This window comes from Methylobacterium persicinum (genome assembly GCF_022179525.1).
Lineage (GTDB): Bacteria > Pseudomonadota > Alphaproteobacteria > Rhizobiales > Beijerinckiaceae > Methylobacterium > Methylobacterium persicinum.
In genome coordinates this window covers 145,015-161,899 of record NZ_BPQX01000026.1, presented here as the reverse complement: position 1 = coordinate 161,899, position 16,885 = coordinate 145,015, and the positions used below count along the sequence as shown (strand labels likewise).

Below are 16,885 nucleotides of genomic sequence, written 5' to 3'. Positions count from 1 at the left end.
GGTGCGGTGGCGCACAGCCTGAGAGCCCGACAGGGCCCAAGCTATCCGGCAGGGACGTCGCGCCCGCCAGCATCGAAGCTCTGCCATGTCCCAGATCACGATCAACGGCGTGCCCCATGCGGTCGATGCCGACCCTGACACGCCCCTCCTTTGGGTCCTGCGCGACCACCTGACCCTGACCGGCACGAAGTACGGTTGCGGGATCGGGCAGTGCGGGGCTTGTACCGTCCACCTCGACGGGCAGCCCGTGCGGGCCTGCCAGACGCGCCTCGGCGATGTCGGCGCCTCGCCCGTCGCGACCATCGAGGGCGTGTCCGGCCGGGTCGCGGAGGCGGTGCGGGCCGCGTGGCGCAAGCTCGACGTGGTCCAGTGCGGCTATTGCCAGTCGGGCCAGATCATGTCGGCCATCGGCCTCCTGTCGGGCAACGCGAAGCCGAGCGACGCGGAGATCGACGGGGCCATGGACGGCAATATCTGCCGCTGCGGCACCTACCAGCGCATCCGCGCCGCGATTCACGAGGCGGCGAGCAGCCTCGCCTGACGGGCCCGGGCGGCCATGTCCAGCGGAGACGGACGGGGAGACGGCCTCCGCGTCCGGCAAAGACGATTCCCTTCACGGTCCTGACCGGAGCATCGCCGCCATGCTGAACTTCCGTCGGCCGACCTCGTCCCGGCCCCAACCCGCCCCCCGGCCGAGCCGCCGCGGCTTCCTCGCCGGCGCGGGCGCCATCGTCGTGGCCTTCCGCCTCGATGGGGGGCCCGCCCGGGCCGCAGGCCTCGACCCGGCCGGAATCAAGCCGGAGCCCAACGCCTTCGTGAGGATTGGCGCCGACGACACCGTGACCGTGGTCATCAAGCACCTCGACATGGGCCAGGGGAACACGACCGGGCTCGCCACGATCCTCGCCGACGAACTCGGCGCCGACTGGTCGAAGGTCCGCACGGAATTCGCCCCGGCCGACGCCCGGCTCTACAGCAACCTGCTGATGGGCCCCATCCAGGGCACCGGCGGCTCGACCGCCGTCGCCAATTCCTGGATGCAGTTGCGCAAGGCCGGCGCGGCGGCCCGGGAGATGCTGGTGGCGGCCGCCGCCTTCCAGTGGCGGGTGCCGGTGGCCGAGATCACGGTGGCCGACGGGATCGTCCGTCACACCGCCTCGAACCGGCAAGCCCGGTTCGGGGACCTCGCCGCCTCGGCCGCCACCCTCCCCGTCCCCGCCGAGCCTCGGCTGAAGGACCCGAGCGAGTGGACCCTCATCGGCCGGAAGGTGCCCCGCCTCGATTCCGCGGCCAAGACCGACGGCTCGGCGGTCTACGCCCTCGACATCCGCCGGCCGGGGCAGGTAACGGCGGTGATCGCCCGCCCGCCCTGCTTCGGCGGCACTGTGAAGGGCTTCGATGCCGCCGCGGCGCTCAAGGTGCCCGGTGTCATCGACGTGGTGCAGGTGCCCTCGGGCGTGGCGGTGATCGGCAAGGACACATGGTCGGCCATGCAGGGCCGCAAGGCGCTGACGGTCGAATGGGACGACTCTGCCGCCGAGACCCGCTCGTCGGAGGCCATCCTCGCCGAGTACCGGCAGCGGGCCAAGGCGCCGGGCCTCACAGCCTCGACCCGGGGCGACCCGGAGGCGGCGCTCAAGGGCGCCGCCACGGTGATCGAGGCGGAGTTCACCTTCCCCTACCTCGCCCACGCGGCCATGGAGCCCCTGAACGCCACCATCGAGAAGGCGGCCGACGGCAGCTACGACGTCCATGCCGGCTTCCAGTTCCAGACCGTGGAGCAGGCGACCATGGCCGCCATCCTCGGGGTGACGCCGGACAGGGTCCGCCTCCACACCACCTGGGCCGGGGGCTCCTTCGGCCGCCGGGCCACCCCCACCGCGGACTACGCCGCCGAAACCGCCGCCGTGTTCAAGGCGAGTGGCGAGAAGGCGCCCGTCCACCTCGTCTGGACCCGCGAGGACGACATGACCGGCGGCTACTACCGCCCGAGCGTGTTCCACAAGGTCCGGGCCGGCATCGACGCCAGGGGCGCCGTGGTGGGATGGGACCATGTGATGGTCGGCAAGTCGATCATGATCGGCTCGCCCTTCGAGGCGATGATCGTCAAGGACGGGATCGACGCCACCACCGTCGAGGGCGCCTCGGATACGCCCTATGCCCTGCCCGCCTACCGCTTCGGCGTCCATAACGGCCGCGAGGGCGTCCCGGTCCTGTGGTGGCGCTCTGTCGGCCACAGCCACACCGCCCACGTGATGGAGGTGATGATCGACGACCTCGCCCATGCGGCGGGCGCGGATCCCGTCGCCTACCGCCTCTCCCTGCTGGGCAACGCCCCGCGGCTGGCCGCCGTGCTGCGGCTCGCCGCCGACAAGGCCGGCTGGGGGAGCGCGCAGCAGAAGGGCAGCGGCCTCGGCGTGGCGGTGCACGAATCCTTCGGCTCCTACGTCGCCATGGTGGCGCAGGTGAGCGTCGCGGAGGACCGGGTGAAGGCCGAGCGGATCGTCGCCGCGGTGGATGTCGGCGTGCCGGTCAACCCGGACGTGATCCGGGCGCAGGTCGAGGGGGCGGTGGGCTTCGCCCTCTCCTCGGTCCTGCGCAACCGCATCACCCTGAAGGACGGGCGGGTGCAAGAGGCGAATTTCGACGCCTACGAGCCGACGCGGATCCGCGAGATGCCCAAGGTCGAGGTGCATATCGTGCCGAGCACGGTGGCGCCGACCGGCATCGGCGAGCCGGGTGTGCCCGTGCTGGCGCCCGCCATCGCCAACGCGGTCTTCGCGGCCACCGGCCGGCGGCTGCGCTCCCTGCCCCTGGACCTGTCGGGCCAGAAGGGCGCGTGAGGAAACGCACGGCGATCCGGCCCGCACAGGCGTAGGTCTGGATCGCCTTCCCCCAAGGCAAGAGACCCTCACTTCGAACGGCGCGGCGCGACCCGCGCCGTTTCTTTGTGGGCCCGGTCGTCATCGCATCGCTTTGCTCGCGATGACGGGGTGCCGTACTGACCCCCATGCCTCCCTTCGACGACACCGCCGCCCGGTTGCGTGCCTGCCGCATCTGCCGGGACAGCCCGGTCTACGGCCCTCCCCTGCCGCAGGAGCCCCGGCCGATCATTCAGGGCTCGACGGGGGCGCGGCTCTGCGTGGCGAGCCAGGCGCCGGGAACGCGGGCGCACCGGACCGGCATGCCGTTCATGGACCCCTCGGGCGTGCGCCTGCGGTCCTGGCTCGGCCTCGACGAGGCGCAGTTCTACGACCCGGACAAGATCGCCATCGTGCCGATGGGCTCCTGTTTCCCCGGCCTGGACGCGAAGGGCGGGGACAAGCCCCCCCGCCGGGAATGCGCCGAGCGCTGGCGCGACGAAGTGTTCGCCGGCCTGCCGCACCTCGACCTGATCCTCGTGATCGGCTCCTACGCGCAGGCGTGGCATCTCGGGAAGCTGGAGGGCGGTCTCACCGGCACCGTGCGGCGCTGGCGGGAGATCCTCGCCGAGCCCCGCCGGCCGCGGGTGCTGCCCCTGCCCCACCCGTCCTGGCGGAATAACGGCTGGCTCAAGCGCGAACCGTGGTTCGAGGCGGAGTTGCTGCCGGTGCTGCGACAGGAAGTGGCGCGGGTGCTGCGCACCTAATGACGCGGCAGGGGCGGGAACGCCTTGCAGGGCGCCGCCCTGCACCCGCAAAAGGGCTGAGCCCTTTTGAATCCACGATCCGGGGTCCGCCATGCTGCTCTACGAGCACCCGCTCTCGTCCTATGCCCAGAAGGTCAAGATCGCGCTCCGCGAGAAGGGCGTGGCCTTCACGGCGGAACTGCCCGAGAGCTTCGGCACGGGACGTCAGGACGGCCCCTTCGCCGCCGCCAACCCCCGCACCGAGGTGCCGGTGCTGATCGACGGGGACGTGACGGTCTTCGACTCGACGGTGATCCTCGAATACATCGAGGAGCGCTGTCCCGAGCCACCCCTCCTGCCCCGGGACCCCGCCGCCCGGGCCTTCGCCCGCATCACCGAGGATGTCTGCGACACCCATTACGAGGCGGTGAACTGGGGGTTCGGCGAGATCCTGTGGTTCCGCCGGGCCACCGGCACCCTCGCCGACCACCTGCGCGCCGAGGCCGCCGCCCAGACGCGGGTCTTGCAGGACTGGCTCACCGGCCGTCTCGGCCGGAGGGAGTGGTTCGGCGGCGAAGGCTTCGGCTGGGCGGACGCTGCCGTCGCGCCGATGGTCAACCGCTCGGTGCATTACGGAATGGGGCCGGAGCCCGGCTCCCCCCTCGCCCTCTGGCATGCCCGGATCTGTGCGCGCCCCTCCGTCGCGGCGACCTTCGCTGAGTTCGACGCGGCGGCCGCAGCGATGGCCGCCGCCTCGGAGATGTACACGACCGGCGGCCGCCGCCGGGAATACCGGGACCATCGCCTCGAATGGATGGTCAAGTCCGGCGGGGTCGAGGTGGTGCTGGCGGGTCTCCGGGATGGGAACATCCGCTTCCCCTGGCCGGGCGGGGTGTGACGGGCTGGTGCGCGTCCCTCCCCCTCTGCGGGGGAGGGAAGAGCGGTGTGCATTGACAGCCAACCCGCCCCCGTGATCGGTGCCCCCATGACCGGTGCCCCCATGAGCGAGACGACCGACCCCCGCGACCGCCTGATTGTCGCCCTCGACGTGCCGGGCGTGGCCGAGGCCGAGGCGCTGATCGACCGGCTCGGTGATGCGGCGACCTTCTACAAGATCGGCTACCGGCTCGCCTATGCCGGCGGCCTCGCCCTGGCCGAGCGCCTCGTGGCGGTGGGGAACAAGGTGTTCCTCGACCTCAAGCTCCACGATATCGGCAACACCATCGAGGAGGGCGTTCGGGCCGTCTCCGGCCTCGGAGCGACCTTCCTGACGGTCCATGCCTATCCGCAGACCATGCGGGCGGCGGTGAAGGGGCGCGGCCACGGTCTGAAGATCCTCGCCGTGACGGTGCTCACCTCCTACGACGATGCCGATGCCGCCGAGGCCGGCTACGCCCTGCCCGTGGCCGACCTCGTCGCCAAACGCGCCGCCCAGGCTGCGGAGATCGGGATCGACGGGCTCGTCTGCTCGGCGGCGGAGGCGGCGGGCGTGCGCCGCATCGTCGGGCCGGACCGGCTGATCGTCACCCCCGGCATCCGTCCGGCGGGGGCCGAGGCCGGTGACCAGAAGCGGGTGATGACCCCCGGCGACGCCCGTCGGGCGGGGATCGACCACGTCGTGGTCGGCCGGCCGATCACCGGCGCCGCCGACCCCCGGGCGGTGGCCAGGGCGATCGTCGCAGAGATGGCCTGAGGCGGCCCGCGCCCCATGTGAGGGGCGGCGAGGCTGTGGAAGGACGAAACGTCGATGACCAAGGGCTACTGGATCGCGCGGGTCGATGTCCGCGACGAGGCCGCCTACAAGGATTACGTCGCCGCCAACGGCGCGGCCTTCGCCAAGTTCGGCGGGCGGTTCCTGATCCGGGGCGGCCGCTACGACGCGGTGATGGGGCAGGCCCGCAGCCGCAACGTCGTCATCGAGTTCCCCACCTACGAGGACGCCCTCGCCTGCTGGAACTCGGACCTCTACCAGCAGGCGAAGGCCAAGCAGCGCGGCGGCGTGGAGGCCGAGATCCTGGTGATCGAGGGCTATGAAGGCCCCCAGCCCTCCGCCTCGGAGCCCGCGCCGCCCTCGACCCCGGCCTCGGAGTAGGCGACGCCCCCCGTCTTTGCGAGCGAAGCGAAGCAATCCAGGGCAGCGGGATCTCTCGGGATGTTGCGGATCCCTGGGTTGCTTCGCTGCGCTCCCGATAACGGGGGGCGGGGCTCGCCCGGGTTCCGCATCGATCCCCGCGGCCGGCCGATCCGCGTCCCCAGGGACACGCCCTACCCCCGGCGCGGGGCGAGGCTCCGGAGGAGGAAGTCGATCATCGCCTGGAGCGGCGGCACCGGCGGCAGCACGGGCTGACCCACCAGAAGGGGGTGGGTGTAACGGATCACGCCGACATGGACGCATCCCGCCGCGAGGGCGGGATCCGGCGTGTCGAACTCTCCGGTGCGCACCCCTTCGCGGATGATGCGCTCGAACACCGCGGTGACCCGGGCCACGTGGTGGCGGCAGACATCCCAGCTCTCGCCCATCGCCGCCTCCACCATCTCGTGGATGCGGGGATAGCGTTCGTAGCGATCCATGCTGTGGCCGTGGAGGGATTCGATGGCCGTGACGAGCCGTTCCGTCGGCGTCAGCCCGGCCCTGTCGGCGATGGCCGCCACGAGGGCTTCGACCTCACCGATCAGCCGTTCCAGCACCGCCTCGTTGATCGCCTTCTTGGAGTCGAAGAAGCGGTAGACGTTCGCCGGACTCATCTTGAGGGCCCGTGCGATGTCGGCGACGGTGGTCTTCTGGTAGCCGATCTCGTGGAAGAAGGTGTTGGCCGTGGCCAGGATGCGGCAGCGCGTGGTCGGCGCGCTCTCATCCGCGACCGTCGGCAGGGAATCGTCGGGTTGCATGGCCCCTAGTAGGGCCGGGCGAAGGAGGCGTCAAAAGGCGCGCCGCTCCCCCGCCGAAGGGGCGCCGGGTCGCCTGCGGCCCGGCGCATCACGGCTCAGGAACCGAACTGGGACCCGAGGCGCTCGAGGTATTCGGCGAGGTCCAGGCCGCCGACGCGCTTGCCGTAATCGAAGCGCATGCCCTGGCGGATGTCGACGCTCGCGTTGGGCGTGGTGAGGGTGAAGGGCCGGACACAGATCCAGGCGCCGTCGCGGCGATGCTCGAAGAAGCCTAGAATGTCGTGCTTGGCCATGATCCCCTCCCCTCGCCGCCGCCGTGTCGGGCAGAGCGAAACCGTTGTTACACAAAAACAACTGTCTTTCTCTTATTTAGTTCTCCACATGCGGCGGATTGTCCGGCGCCCGAAACGGCTCAACTGTCGGGCCGGGCGGCGTTGACCATGGCGGGCGGCTCGACCTCGGGCAGCTCCATCCGCTGCGACGAATCCGGCCGGCGGCTGCGGGTGTGGGGGGCGAGGGTCTGCGGCTGTCCCGTGGCGAGGGCACGCTCGACCGCTTCCAGAATGCGGATGTCGCACAGGCCCTCCTCGCCGTCGGGCTCCGGGGGCCGGTCGTGGAGGATGCAGTCGGAGAAGTAGCGGGTCTGGCCGCCGAACTGGTCCACGCTCGGGTAGGTGAGCCGCTCGGCCTTCCCGTCACGGGTGAGGGTGCCGGACAGGCCCATGCCGAACAGGAAGGCCGGCTGCAAGTGCAGGTCGCCCTTCGTCCCGGTCACCCGGTAGGCATCGACGCCGTCGGTCTCGTAGGAGACCGTGAACTGCGCGAGGCGTCCGCTCGGGAAGCGCAAGGTGACGGCAACGGTGCCGTCGAACGGGTACGGGCTCTCCGGCCGGCGGCTGCCCACGGCCGCGACCTCCACCGGCTCTTCGCCGAACAGGTTGCGGACGGCGTTGATCGGATAGGTGCCCATGTCCGGCACGGGGCCGGCCCAGTAGCCCTGCTTCGCCCTGTGGTTGTCGGCGTTGACGTGCTGGCCGAAGGTCGCGGTGAACATCCGCGGCTCGCCGATCTCGCCGGCCCGGATCCGGGCGATGGCGTCCAGGGTGGCCGGCTCGAAATGCAGGCGGTAGGCGATCATCAGCTTGGCGCTCGATGCCGCCGCGGCGGCGTTGATCGCCTCGCACTCGGCGACGCTGACCGCCATCGGCTTCTCGAGGAGGACGTGGCAGCCGGCCTCCAGGGCGGGGACGGCGTAGTCCCGGTGCATGCCGTTGGGCAGGGCGAGGTAGACGGCATCGAACAGGTCGGAGGCGAGGGCCTCTGGGTACTGGTCGTAGGAGAAGGCCGTCAGCCCGTAGGTCTGCGCCAGGGCGTCGGCCTTCTTTGGATCGCCGGTGACGATGGCGGTCATCTCGGAATTGCCGGTCTGTGCCACGCCCGGCATGAAGGCGGCCTGGGAGATCCAGCCCCCGCCCACTACCGCGTAGCGCACCTTGCGCCCGCTCACCCGTCTCGCCTGCATGCCTTGCCTCCGTTGCGGTGCGAAGGCGGAACGCGGAACGGGGCGGGATGATCCGGCGCGGTTCCCTGTGGCGGGCGCCGCTTTCGGTCGCGTCCCCCCGTGCCAGGACGGACCTATTTGGTGCAGCGCAGCGGACGGGCCCGTCCGGCTGAAGGCCCGTCACGAAAGGTCGTCATGGCACTGTTTCACTGGATCGGTCGCGTCGTCAGGTTCTGCGAGCGCCTCGGCGCGGCGGCATTCATTGGGGTCGTGACCCTGTTCTCGGTCACCCTCGATTTCGCCCTGGGGATCGTCACGCGGCTCTACGACCGGTTCGATCAGGGGTTTTCGGATCTCGCCGCCGACTCGCGGCGGCGCAAGGCGGCGAAGGGCGAGGTGGCAGCGCCGCACTGATGCGGCCGCTCCCCCGTCCTTGCGAGCGCAGCGAAGCCATCCAGCCGGTGCACCCTGATCCGGATAGGTCGCGCTCTGGATTGCTTGGGCTTCGCCTTGCAATGACAGCGGCGGGTGGGGCGCCTTACTTCAACGCCCCGATCCGCTCGTGGAAATCCGGCCCGTTGGTGGTCTTGGCCACATGGCCGGCGCGGATCAGGTAGTCGCCGAAATGCTCGCCAGCCTGCTTGGCCTTGGCGAATTCGGCGAAGAGCGGATCCAGCGTCGAGACCACCTCTGCCGGCGAGGCGTCCTCCCGATAGAGCTTGCCCAGCCGCGAACCGTCGAAGGCCGCGCCGAGGTAGAGGTGGTAGCGCTCGGGACCGCGGCCCACGAGGCCGATCTCGGCGAGGAACGGCCGGGCGCAGCCGTTGGGGCAGCCGGTGGAGCGGATGGTGATCTCCTCGTCCTCGAGGCCATGCTTGGCGAGGCTCGCCTCCAGGTCGTCCATCAGGCCCGGCAGGAAGCGCTCGCTCTCGGCGAGCGCCAGCCCGCAGGTCGGCATGGCGACGCAGGCGATGGAGTTGCGCCGGAGCGCCCCGGCGCCCTTCGTCATCCCGTACTCGTCGACGACCGCTTCGATGGCCGCGCGCTTGGCCTCCGGCACGTTGGCGATGATGACGTTCTGGTTGGCGGTGAGGCGGAAGTCGCCTTCGTGCTCCTCCGCCACCCGGCGCAGGCCGGAGAGGAACTGCGGGCCGTCCTCGTAGTCCTTGATCCGGCCGGAGGGGACATAGAGCGTCAGGTGGTGGCGGCCGTCGTCGCCCTCGGTCCAGCCGAAGCGGTCGCCGTTGTTGGTGAAGGTGTAGGGCTTCGCTTCGCCCAGCGGCTTGCCGAGGCGCTTTTCCACCTCGGCCCGGAAGGCGTCGAGGCCGTAGCGCTCGATCGTGTACTTCAGGCGGGCGTTCTTGCGGTTGGTGCGGTTGCCCCAGTCGCGCTGGACGGTCATCACCGCCTCGGCCACCTTGATGGCGTCCTCGGTCGTGCAGAAGCCCATCACGTCGGCGGTGCGCGGGAAGGTGTCCGGCTCGCCATGGGTCATGCCCATGCCGCCGCCCACCGTGACGTTCCAGCCGGTGACCTCGTTGTTGCCGTCGAGGATGGCGATGAAGCCGAGGTCGTGGGCGAAGATGTCGACCTCGTTCGAGGGCGGCACCGCGATGACGGTCTTGAACTTCCGCGGCAGGTAGGTGCGGCCGTAGATCGGCTCGACCTCCAGCCCGTCCTCGCCGCCGACCACGCGCTCGCCGTCGAGCCAGATCTCCCGCCACGCCCCGGTCTTGGGCAGGAGCGAATCGGAGATGTCCTTGGCGAGCTGGTAGGCGGCCTTGTGGGCCTTCTTCTGGGCCGGGTTGGTGGCGGCCATGACGTTGCGGTTCACGTCGCCGCAGGCGGCGATGGTGTCGAGCAGCGCCGCGTCGATGGCGGCCATGGTCCGCTTCAGGTTCGACTTGATGACGCCGTGGTACTGGAAGGTCTGGCGGGTGGTCGCCCGCAGGGCGTTGCCGGCATAGGTGCGGGCGATGTCGTCCAGCACCAGCCACTGCTTGGGCGTGACGACGCCGCCCGCGATGCGCAGGCGGATCATGAAGCTGTAGGCCTTGTCGAGCTTCTTCTTGGTCCGCTCGGGGCGCAGGTCGCGGTCGTCCTGCAGGTACATCCCGTGGAACTTCACGAGTTGCCCGTCGTCCTCGGAGATCGCCCCGGTGGCGTGCTTCAGGAGCCCGTCGGCCAGGGTGCCGCGCAGGTAGCCGCTGGCGATCTTGATATGCTCGTTCGCCGCGAGCTTGGCCGCCCGGGCGGCCTCGGCTTCGGTGATCGGGCGCGAGGTCGGCGGGGCCTCGTAGACGCGCTTCGGCGCGGCGGGCTTGGTGTCGGGCGACTTGGTGTCGGTCATGGCGGTCTCGGTCTGGTCTGGCGGCAGCCTCTGTCCGATCCGCTCCCTCATCCTGAGGTGCCGCAGCGAAGCGGAGGCCTCGAAGGAGGGCTCCAGCTGTCGCGCGACCCCTGGAGGTCTCCTTCGAGGCCCGCTCACGCGGGCACCTCAGGATGAGGGGCGCGGGTCGGACGACGGTCGCGGGGGACGGTCGGTCCTGCTCAGTAAACGTCCTGCTGGTACACCTTCGCCCGCTCCAGCCCGGCGACATGCGCCTCGGCGTCGGCGGAGGAGAGGCCCTTCACGGTCTCGAAGGCCCGCACCACCGCGGCGCGGACGTCCTTGGCCATCTGCTTGGCGTCGCCGCAGACGTAGAAATGGGCGCCCCCGTCCAGCCATTCCACCAGTTCGGCGGCGTGCTGGTCGATCCGGTTCTGGACGTAGATCTTCTCCGGCTGGTCCCGGCTGAAGGCCACATCGATCTTGGTGAGCGACCCGTCTTCCAGGGCCTCCTGCCATTCGAGCTGGTACAGGAAGTCGTGGGTGAAGTGCCGGTCGCCGAAGAACAGCCAGGAGCGGCCCGGCGCCTCGGTGGCGCGGCGCTCCTGCACGAAGGCGCGGAACGGGGCGACGCCGGTGCCGGGGCCGACCATGATGATGTCGGTGGCCGGGTCCGCCGGCAGGCGGAAATGCTTGTTGGGCTTCAGCCGAACCCGCAGCTTGGCGCCGTCGCGGATCCGGTCGGCGACATGGACCGAGGCGACCCCGGAGCGCTTGCGGCCGAAGGTCTCGTAGCGCACCGCGGCGATGGCGAGGTGGACCTCGTCACCCACCTCCTTGCGGGACGAGGCGATGGAATAGGCCCGGGGCGGCAGCGGCCGGGTGATGGTGCCCAGATGCTCCGACGTGAGCTTGGCCGGGAACCGCTCGATCAGGTCGATGAGGTTGCGGCCCTCGATCCAGGCGCGGACCTCGCCGCTCTCCACGAAGGCCTTGGCATCCTCCGAGCCCGTCGCCTTGGCGAAGCGCTCGATGGTCGCCGCCGAGAGGGTGGTGATGTCGCGCTCGGCGAGCAGCGCCTTGCGCAGGGCCTCGTCGCCCGAGAGGCCCGTGGCGGACAGGATCTCGTCCACCAGCTGGGGGTCGTTCTCCGGGTAGATCTCGAGCGAGTCGCCCGGCTCGTAGGCCGGAGCCCCGTCCTCGAAGGCCAGCGCGAGGTGGATCGTCTCCTTGTCGGAGCGCGAGGAGTTGAGGTTCACGTGCTCGACCACCTCGACCACGACGGGGTCGCGGCTCGGCTCGGCGTCCTCGTCGCCGCCGGCCCGGGCGAAGTCCACCGCGACCACGTTGTCGGGGGCGGCGGCCGGGGCCAGGGCCTTGAGGGTGCCCTTGATCCAGTCGGCGGCCGGCGTCTCGAAATCGAGGTCGAGGTCGGCCCGCTCCGCGGCGCGCTTGCCGCCGAGCGCCTCGAACCGCGCATCGAGCGCCTTCCCGATGGCGCAGAACTCGGCGTAGGATGTATCGCCCAGCGCCAGCACGGCGAACTCGACGCCGTCGAGGCGCGGGGCGCCCTCGCCCATCAGCTCGCCATAGGCCCGCGCGGCCCGGGCCGGGGGCTCGCCCTCGCCCCAGGTGGCGGCGATGGCGACCAGCTTGCCGGCCTTGGGCAGGGTCGCGACGTCGAGGTCGGCGAAATCCACCACCTTCGGCTTGAAGCCCTGCTTCCGGGCGAGCTTGGCGACGTCCCCGGCGAGCTTCTCGCTGTTACCCGATTCGCTCGCGTAGATGACGGTCAGCGGCTCGCTGGCCTTGGGGGGCGCGGCGGGGGCGGCCTGGGGCTGGCCCCCTGCTGCGTCGAGGCCGGCGAGGAAGCCAGCCAGCCATGCCCGTTGGACCGGCGTCGCGTTCACGAGGACGGCGTCGAGGCTGGCGCGCTCGCCGTCCCCGAAGGGAGCGGTGCGCGGGAGGAGAGCGGAGCGAGACATCACCGGACCATGTCGTGGGGCGCGAGGCCCATGTCAACCAGAAACGTTCGTTTTACAGAACGGCGCGAAGTGAGAAGATCGGCATCGCCGCACGATCGGGTTGGAGAAGATCATTCTCCGACCGCCGCGAGTGCCGGGGCGAGGGCCCTGGCGGAGACCTGAGCAGAGGCCCGGGCGGAAGCCGGGTTCTGGGCCAGATCCGGAAGGTGGCGCGTCGCCTTGGGCGGCGCGGGGAGAGGCAGGGCTGTGGTGGATTTCACCTTCTCCATGGCAAAGCGCGACGTGACGTTCTTGAGGGGAAGGACGGAGATCAGCCGCTTATAGAAGGCGTCGTAGGCCTGCATATCCGCCACGACGACGCGCAGCATGTAGTCCACATCCCCGGCCATCCGGTAGAATTCCAGCACCTCCGGCATGGCGGAGACGGTGTCGGCGAAGCGTTGCAGCCATTCCTGCGAATGGTCCGCGGTCTCGATGGAGACGAACACCGTCAGCCCGAGGCCGAGCTTCACCGGGTCCAGCACCGCGACGCGCCGGTCGATCACCCCGTCGGCCTCCAGCCGCTGGATGCGCTTCCAGCACGGGGTCTGCGACAGCCCGACCTTCTCGCCGATGGCAGCGATGGACAGGGTCGCATCCTGCTGGAGCAGGGCGAGGATCTTCAGGTCGATGGCGTCCAAACGGGACCTCCGCCTTTCCGGCACTCCTTCTCAGGAAGAAGGAACTTCCGCCTCTATAGGGGTGTGATGACGTTTGTGAGAATATTTTTTTACAAATCGTGAAGGCGGGCGGCCATGTCATGTGTGCCGACGCACGCCCCGGGCGGTTTTTCCCGCCCCGGACGCAGCCCAGTCGCCTTGACTTCGTTCGGTATAGCGAACATTTCGACCCTTCGACAACCGGCGCGGCCCACCCATGTCCACAGGGCCGGCGCAGGAGCTACGCAGAATGTCCCTGACGGACCCGAAGACCGCCGAGGCCGACGACCTCGCCCGGCGCCTTGCCCCCCTCGACCTTCCCGCCCGCCTCGCCCTGATCTCCCGGGATGTGCCTGGCCGGCTGGTCTTCACCACGAGCCTCGGCATTGAGGACCAGGTGCTCACCCATGCCCTGGCCATGGCCAAGCTCGCCGGGGACCGGGTGGAGATCGCCACCCTCGATACGGGCCGGCTCTTCCCCGAGACCTACGAGACCTGGGTCGAGACCGAGGCCGCCTACGGCATCCGCATCCTCGCCTACGTTCCGGAGCGGGCGGCGGAGGAGGCCTTCGTGCGCGACGAGGGCATCAACGGTTTCCGCCGTTCCGTGGCGGCCCGGCAGGCCTGCTGCGGCTTCCGCAAGGTCGAGCCATTGGGCCGGGCGCTGGACGGCGCCGCCGGCTGGCTCACCGGCCTGCGGGCCGGGCAGTCGGCCAACCGCGCCGCGACGCCGCTCGCCGCCTGGGATGCCGACCGGGGGCTCCTCAAGCTCAACCCCCTGGCCGATTGGACGCGCGAACGGATCGACCTGTTCGTCCGCGAGAACTTCGTTCCCTACAACACCCTGCACGACAGGGGCTTTCCGTCGATCGGCTGCGCCCCCTGTACTCGCGCCGTGAAGGTCGGTGAGCCGGAGCGTGCCGGGCGCTGGTGGTGGGAACAGGAAGACAAGAAGGAATGTGGGCTGCATGTCGGCCGCCCCGGCGCCGCCGTGCAGCCGGGACAGGAGGCCGCCGTGTTCGAGCCCGAGCCCGCAACCCGTGAGCCGGAGTTCGCCCGATGAGCGCCGCAACCGCCGCTGTGCGGCCCGACACCACCCCCGCCCTCGCCTCCTCGCCCGCGCGCATGAGCCATCTCAAGCGCCTGGAGGCTGAGGCCATCCACATCTTCCGGGAGACGGTCGCCGAGACCGAGAACCCGGTGATGCTCTATTCCATCGGCAAGGACTCGTCCGTCCTGCTGCATCTGGCGCTGAAGGCGTTCGCGCCGGGCAAGCTGCCCTTCCCCCTGCTTCATGTCGATACGACGTGGAAGTTCAAGGAGATGATCGCGTTTCGCGATTCCCGGGCGAAGGAACTCGGCCTCGACCTCCTGGTCCACACCAACCAGGACGGGCTGGCGCGCGGCGTCGGGCCGGTGAGCCACGGCTCCGAGGTCCATACCGACGTGATGAAGACGCAGGCCCTGCGCCAAGCCCTCGACCTGCACAAGTTCGATGCGGCCTTCGGCGGCGCCCGCCGCGATGAGGAAGCGAGCCGCGCCAAGGAGCGCATCGTCTCCCTGCGCACGGCCCAGCACCGCTGGGACCCGAAGCGCCAGCGGGCCGAGCCCTGGCACCTGTACAATCTCAAGAAGAAGCGCGGCGAGTCCCTGCGGGTCTTCCCGCTGTCCAATTGGACCGAGCTCGATATCTGGCTCTACATCGAGCAGGAGAACATCCCGATCGTGCCGCTCTACTTCGCGGCGCCGCGCCCCGTCGTGGAGCGCGAGGGCCAGCTCATCATGGTCGATGACGAGCGCCTGCCCCTCAACCCCGGGGAGACCCCGCAGGAGAAGGTCGTCCGCTTCCGCACGCTCGGCTGCTACCCGCTGACTGGCGCGGTGGAGAGCGGGGCCGCGACCCTGCCGGAGATCATCGCCGAGACGCTCGCCGCCCGCACCTCGGAGCGGCAGGGCCGGGTGATCGACAAGGACGGCGCCGGCGCCATGGAGCGCAAGAAGCAGGAGGGCTACTTCTGATGACCATCCATCAGTCCAAGGATGCGTTCCAGGCTTCCGGCCTCGCGCAGGATTACGCGACCTTCCTCGCGGCGCATCAGAACAAGGAAGTTCTGCGCTTCATCGCCTGTGGCTCGGTGGACGACGGCAAGTCGACCCTGATCGGCCGCCTCCTGCACGACACCAAGCAGATCTTCGACGACCAGATCACCGCCCTGCGCCGGGATTCCCGCAAGCACGGCACGCAAGGCCAGGAGATGGACCTCGCCCTGCTGGTCGACGGCCTCCAGGCCGAGCGGGAGCAGGGCATCACCATCGACGTCGCCTACCGCTTCTTCTCGACGGACAAGCGTTCCTTCATCGTGGCCGACACCCCCGGCCACGAGCAGTACACCCGCAACATGGCGACCGGCGCCTCCACCGCCGACGTGGCCGTGCTCCTGGTGGACGCCCGCCAGGGCCTCACCCGGCAGACGAGGCGCCACGCCCTGCTGGTCTCCATGCTGGGGATCCGCCGGGTGGTGCTGGCCGTCAACAAGATGGACATGATCGGCTGGTCGCAGGACCGGTTCGCCGAGATCGTGAAGGGTTTTTCGGACTTCTCCGCCGGCCTGAACTTCGCCGAGGTGCGGGCGATCCCGCTTTCGGCCAAGAATGGCGACAACGTCGTCGAGCCGGGGGTGAACACCCCCTGGTATGTGGGCGGCACGCTCCTCTCCTTCCTGGAGACGGTGCCGGTGCGCGAGGAGGCCCTGAACGCTCCGTTCCGCATGGCGGTGCAGTGGGTCAATCGGCCGAACTCCGAGTTCCGGGGCTATAGCGGGCGCATCGCCAGCGGCACCGTGCGGCCCGGCGACCGGGTGAGCGTGCAGCCGGGCGGACGCACCGCCACCGTGGAGCGGATCTACACCGCCGACGGCGACCTGCCCGAGGCCGGGGCCGACCTCTCCGTCACCCTGGTCCTCGCCGAGCAGATCGACGCCTCCCGCGGTCAGGTGATTGCGGCGGAGGGCGCACCCCTGCACACCCTGGACCGGCTCGATGCCCGCCTGTTCTGGGCGGCGGAGACAGACCTCGCGCCGGGGGCGAGCCTGCTGGCCAAGATCGGGACCAGCACGGTGACCGCGACGGTCGAGGCCATCGTCTCGCGCATCGACCCGGAGACCGGCAAGCCGGGCCCGGCCGAGCGCCTCTCGGCCAACGACATCGCGGATGTGCGCCTCAGCCTCGACCGGCCGGTGGCCGTGGACGCCTATGCGGCGAACCGCGAGACCGGCAGCTTCATCCTGATCGACCGGGAGAGCACCGACACGGCGGCGCTGGGTCTCGTCCTGGCTCCGCGGAGCGAGGCGGCGCCCGCGGCGGTGCACCGGGAGGAGGCTGCGGCTTCCGGGGGACTCCTCGGCAGCCTGAAGCGGCTGTTCGGCCGCTGAGAGCATTTTTCGCGGTTCCTGGCGGCGGCCTTCCTTGCCGGGAGGGTCTTTGCCGGGAGCATCCTTGCAACGAATCGGCCGTGTCCGCGTTCTGCGGACCGGTCGAGCCGTCCCGTCGAGCGGGGCGGCGCCGGATCGCAAGGAACTGATGATGACGAAGTCCCTCATCGGACTCGCCGCCGCCCTGGCGCTGGGCGGCCTCGGGGCTGTCTCCTCCGCCCAGGCCGCTCCCCTCGCTGCCGGGTCTGCGACCACGCTCGCCGGCGGGGCGCAGATCGAGACCGTGGCCTTCGGCTGCGGCCCTGGCTGGACCCGCGGCCCCTACGGCCGCTGCCGTCCGGCTTTCGGCTATGGTCCGCGTCGGTTCTACGGCCGCCGCTGCTTCTTCCGCCCGACTCCGTTCGGGCCCCGGCGCGTCTGCCGCTACTGAGCCGTCCGGCGCCGG

17 protein-coding genes are annotated in these 16,885 nt (G+C 70.4%); 11 read left to right on the top strand and 6 right to left on the bottom strand.

What is annotated here, in order from left to right:
• Nucleotides 1–85 precede the first annotated feature (85 nt).
• The 6 genes from MFF22_RS11625 to MFF22_RS11600 all read left to right on the top strand — a co-directional run bounded on the left by MFF22_RS11625 (nucleotide 86) and on the right by MFF22_RS11600 (nucleotide 5,699).
• Entirely contained in the window at nucleotides 86–541 is a 456-nt protein-coding gene (locus MFF22_RS11625) for a (2Fe-2S)-binding protein (RefSeq protein ID WP_238249126.1), read from the top strand.
• 100 nt (nucleotides 542–641) lie between these two features.
• Nucleotides 642–2,843 (top strand): xanthine dehydrogenase family protein molybdopterin-binding subunit, encoded by a 2,202-nt coding sequence (locus MFF22_RS11620; RefSeq protein WP_238249125.1) that lies wholly within the window; start codon nucleotides 642–644, stop codon nucleotides 2,841–2,843.
• A gap of 167 nt (nucleotides 2,844–3,010) precedes the next feature.
• The gene (locus MFF22_RS11615) at nucleotides 3,011–3,628 is read left to right on the top strand and encodes a uracil-DNA glycosylase family protein (protein WP_238249124.1); all 618 of its coding nucleotides are present in this window, start codon (nucleotides 3,011–3,013) and stop codon (nucleotides 3,626–3,628) included.
• A gap of 91 nt (nucleotides 3,629–3,719) precedes the next feature.
• On the top strand, nucleotides 3,720–4,505 hold the full coding sequence (locus tag MFF22_RS11610) for a glutathione S-transferase family protein (protein WP_238249123.1): 786 nt from the start codon (nucleotides 3,720–3,722) through the stop codon (nucleotides 4,503–4,505).
• A 102-nt stretch (nucleotides 4,506–4,607) separates the two neighbouring features.
• Nucleotides 4,608–5,300 (top strand): orotidine-5'-phosphate decarboxylase, encoded by a 693-nt coding sequence (pyrF, locus tag MFF22_RS11605; RefSeq protein ID WP_238249122.1) that lies wholly within the window; start codon nucleotides 4,608–4,610, stop codon nucleotides 5,298–5,300.
• A 54-nt stretch (nucleotides 5,301–5,354) separates the two neighbouring features.
• Nucleotides 5,355–5,699, top strand: a complete 345-nt coding sequence (locus MFF22_RS11600; protein ID WP_238249121.1) for a DUF1330 domain-containing protein — start codon at nucleotides 5,355–5,357, stop codon at nucleotides 5,697–5,699.
• A 173-nt stretch (nucleotides 5,700–5,872) separates the two neighbouring features.
• Here the strand turns inward: MFF22_RS11600 and MFF22_RS11595 are convergent, their stop codons facing one another.
• The 3 genes from MFF22_RS11595 to MFF22_RS11585 all read right to left on the bottom strand — a co-directional run bounded on the left by MFF22_RS11595 (nucleotide 5,873) and on the right by MFF22_RS11585 (nucleotide 8,018).
• Nucleotides 5,873–6,496, bottom strand: coding sequence for a TetR/AcrR family transcriptional regulator (locus MFF22_RS11595; protein WP_238249120.1), 624 nt, complete (start codon nucleotides 6,494–6,496; stop codon nucleotides 5,873–5,875).
• A gap of 95 nt (nucleotides 6,497–6,591) precedes the next feature.
• Nucleotides 6,592–6,789: a hypothetical protein gene (locus MFF22_RS11590; protein ID WP_238249119.1), complete on the bottom strand. Its 198-nt coding sequence runs from the start codon at nucleotides 6,787–6,789 to the stop codon at nucleotides 6,592–6,594.
• 119 nt (nucleotides 6,790–6,908) lie between these two features.
• The gene (locus tag MFF22_RS11585) at nucleotides 6,909–8,018 is read right to left on the bottom strand and encodes a Gfo/Idh/MocA family protein (RefSeq protein ID WP_238249118.1); all 1,110 of its coding nucleotides are present in this window, start codon (nucleotides 8,016–8,018) and stop codon (nucleotides 6,909–6,911) included.
• A 174-nt stretch (nucleotides 8,019–8,192) separates the two neighbouring features.
• Between MFF22_RS11585 and MFF22_RS11580 the strand changes: the two genes are divergently transcribed.
• A complete protein-coding gene (locus tag MFF22_RS11580) occupies nucleotides 8,193–8,411 on the top strand; it encodes a hypothetical protein (RefSeq protein WP_238249117.1) in 219 nt (72 codons plus the stop codon).
• A 124-nt stretch (nucleotides 8,412–8,535) separates the two neighbouring features.
• Here the strand turns inward: MFF22_RS11580 and MFF22_RS11575 are convergent, their stop codons facing one another.
• From MFF22_RS11575 to MFF22_RS11565, 3 genes are all read right to left on the bottom strand, one after another.
• Nucleotides 8,536–10,347: an NADPH-dependent assimilatory sulfite reductase hemoprotein subunit gene (locus tag MFF22_RS11575; protein ID WP_238249116.1), complete on the bottom strand. Its 1,812-nt coding sequence runs from the start codon at nucleotides 10,345–10,347 to the stop codon at nucleotides 8,536–8,538.
• A gap of 200 nt (nucleotides 10,348–10,547) precedes the next feature.
• Nucleotides 10,548–12,311 (bottom strand): diflavin oxidoreductase, encoded by a 1,764-nt coding sequence (locus tag MFF22_RS11570; RefSeq protein ID WP_238249115.1) that lies wholly within the window; start codon nucleotides 12,309–12,311, stop codon nucleotides 10,548–10,550.
• Nucleotides 12,312–12,421: 110 nt separating this feature from the next.
• Nucleotides 12,422–12,991: an Lrp/AsnC family transcriptional regulator gene (locus tag MFF22_RS11565; RefSeq protein ID WP_238249114.1), complete on the bottom strand. Its 570-nt coding sequence runs from the start codon at nucleotides 12,989–12,991 to the stop codon at nucleotides 12,422–12,424.
• A gap of 268 nt (nucleotides 12,992–13,259) precedes the next feature.
• On the opposite strand from MFF22_RS11565, the gene MFF22_RS11560 reads away from it, so the two are divergent.
• The 4 genes from MFF22_RS11560 (at nucleotide 13,260) to MFF22_RS11545 (ending at nucleotide 16,870) form a co-directional block, all read left to right on the top strand.
• Entirely contained in the window at nucleotides 13,260–14,072 is an 813-nt protein-coding gene (locus MFF22_RS11560; protein ID WP_238249113.1) for a phosphoadenylyl-sulfate reductase, read from the top strand.
• Nucleotides 14,069–15,028, top strand: a complete 960-nt coding sequence (gene cysD / locus MFF22_RS11555; protein WP_283206170.1) for a sulfate adenylyltransferase subunit CysD — start codon at nucleotides 14,069–14,071, stop codon at nucleotides 15,026–15,028. The genes MFF22_RS11560 and cysD overlap by 4 nt, the downstream gene beginning before the upstream one ends.
• Complete coding sequence (gene cysN, locus MFF22_RS11550; RefSeq protein WP_238249112.1) at nucleotides 15,028–16,440, top strand: sulfate adenylyltransferase subunit CysN; 1,413 nt, start codon at nucleotides 15,028–15,030, stop codon at nucleotides 16,438–16,440. The genes cysD and cysN overlap by 1 nt, the downstream gene beginning before the upstream one ends.
• Nucleotides 16,441–16,588: 148 nt before the next feature.
• On the top strand, nucleotides 16,589–16,870 hold the full coding sequence (locus MFF22_RS11545; protein WP_238249111.1) for a GCG_CRPN prefix-to-repeats domain-containing protein: 282 nt from the start codon (nucleotides 16,589–16,591) through the stop codon (nucleotides 16,868–16,870).
• The last annotated feature ends 15 nt before the right edge of the window (nucleotides 16,871–16,885 follow it).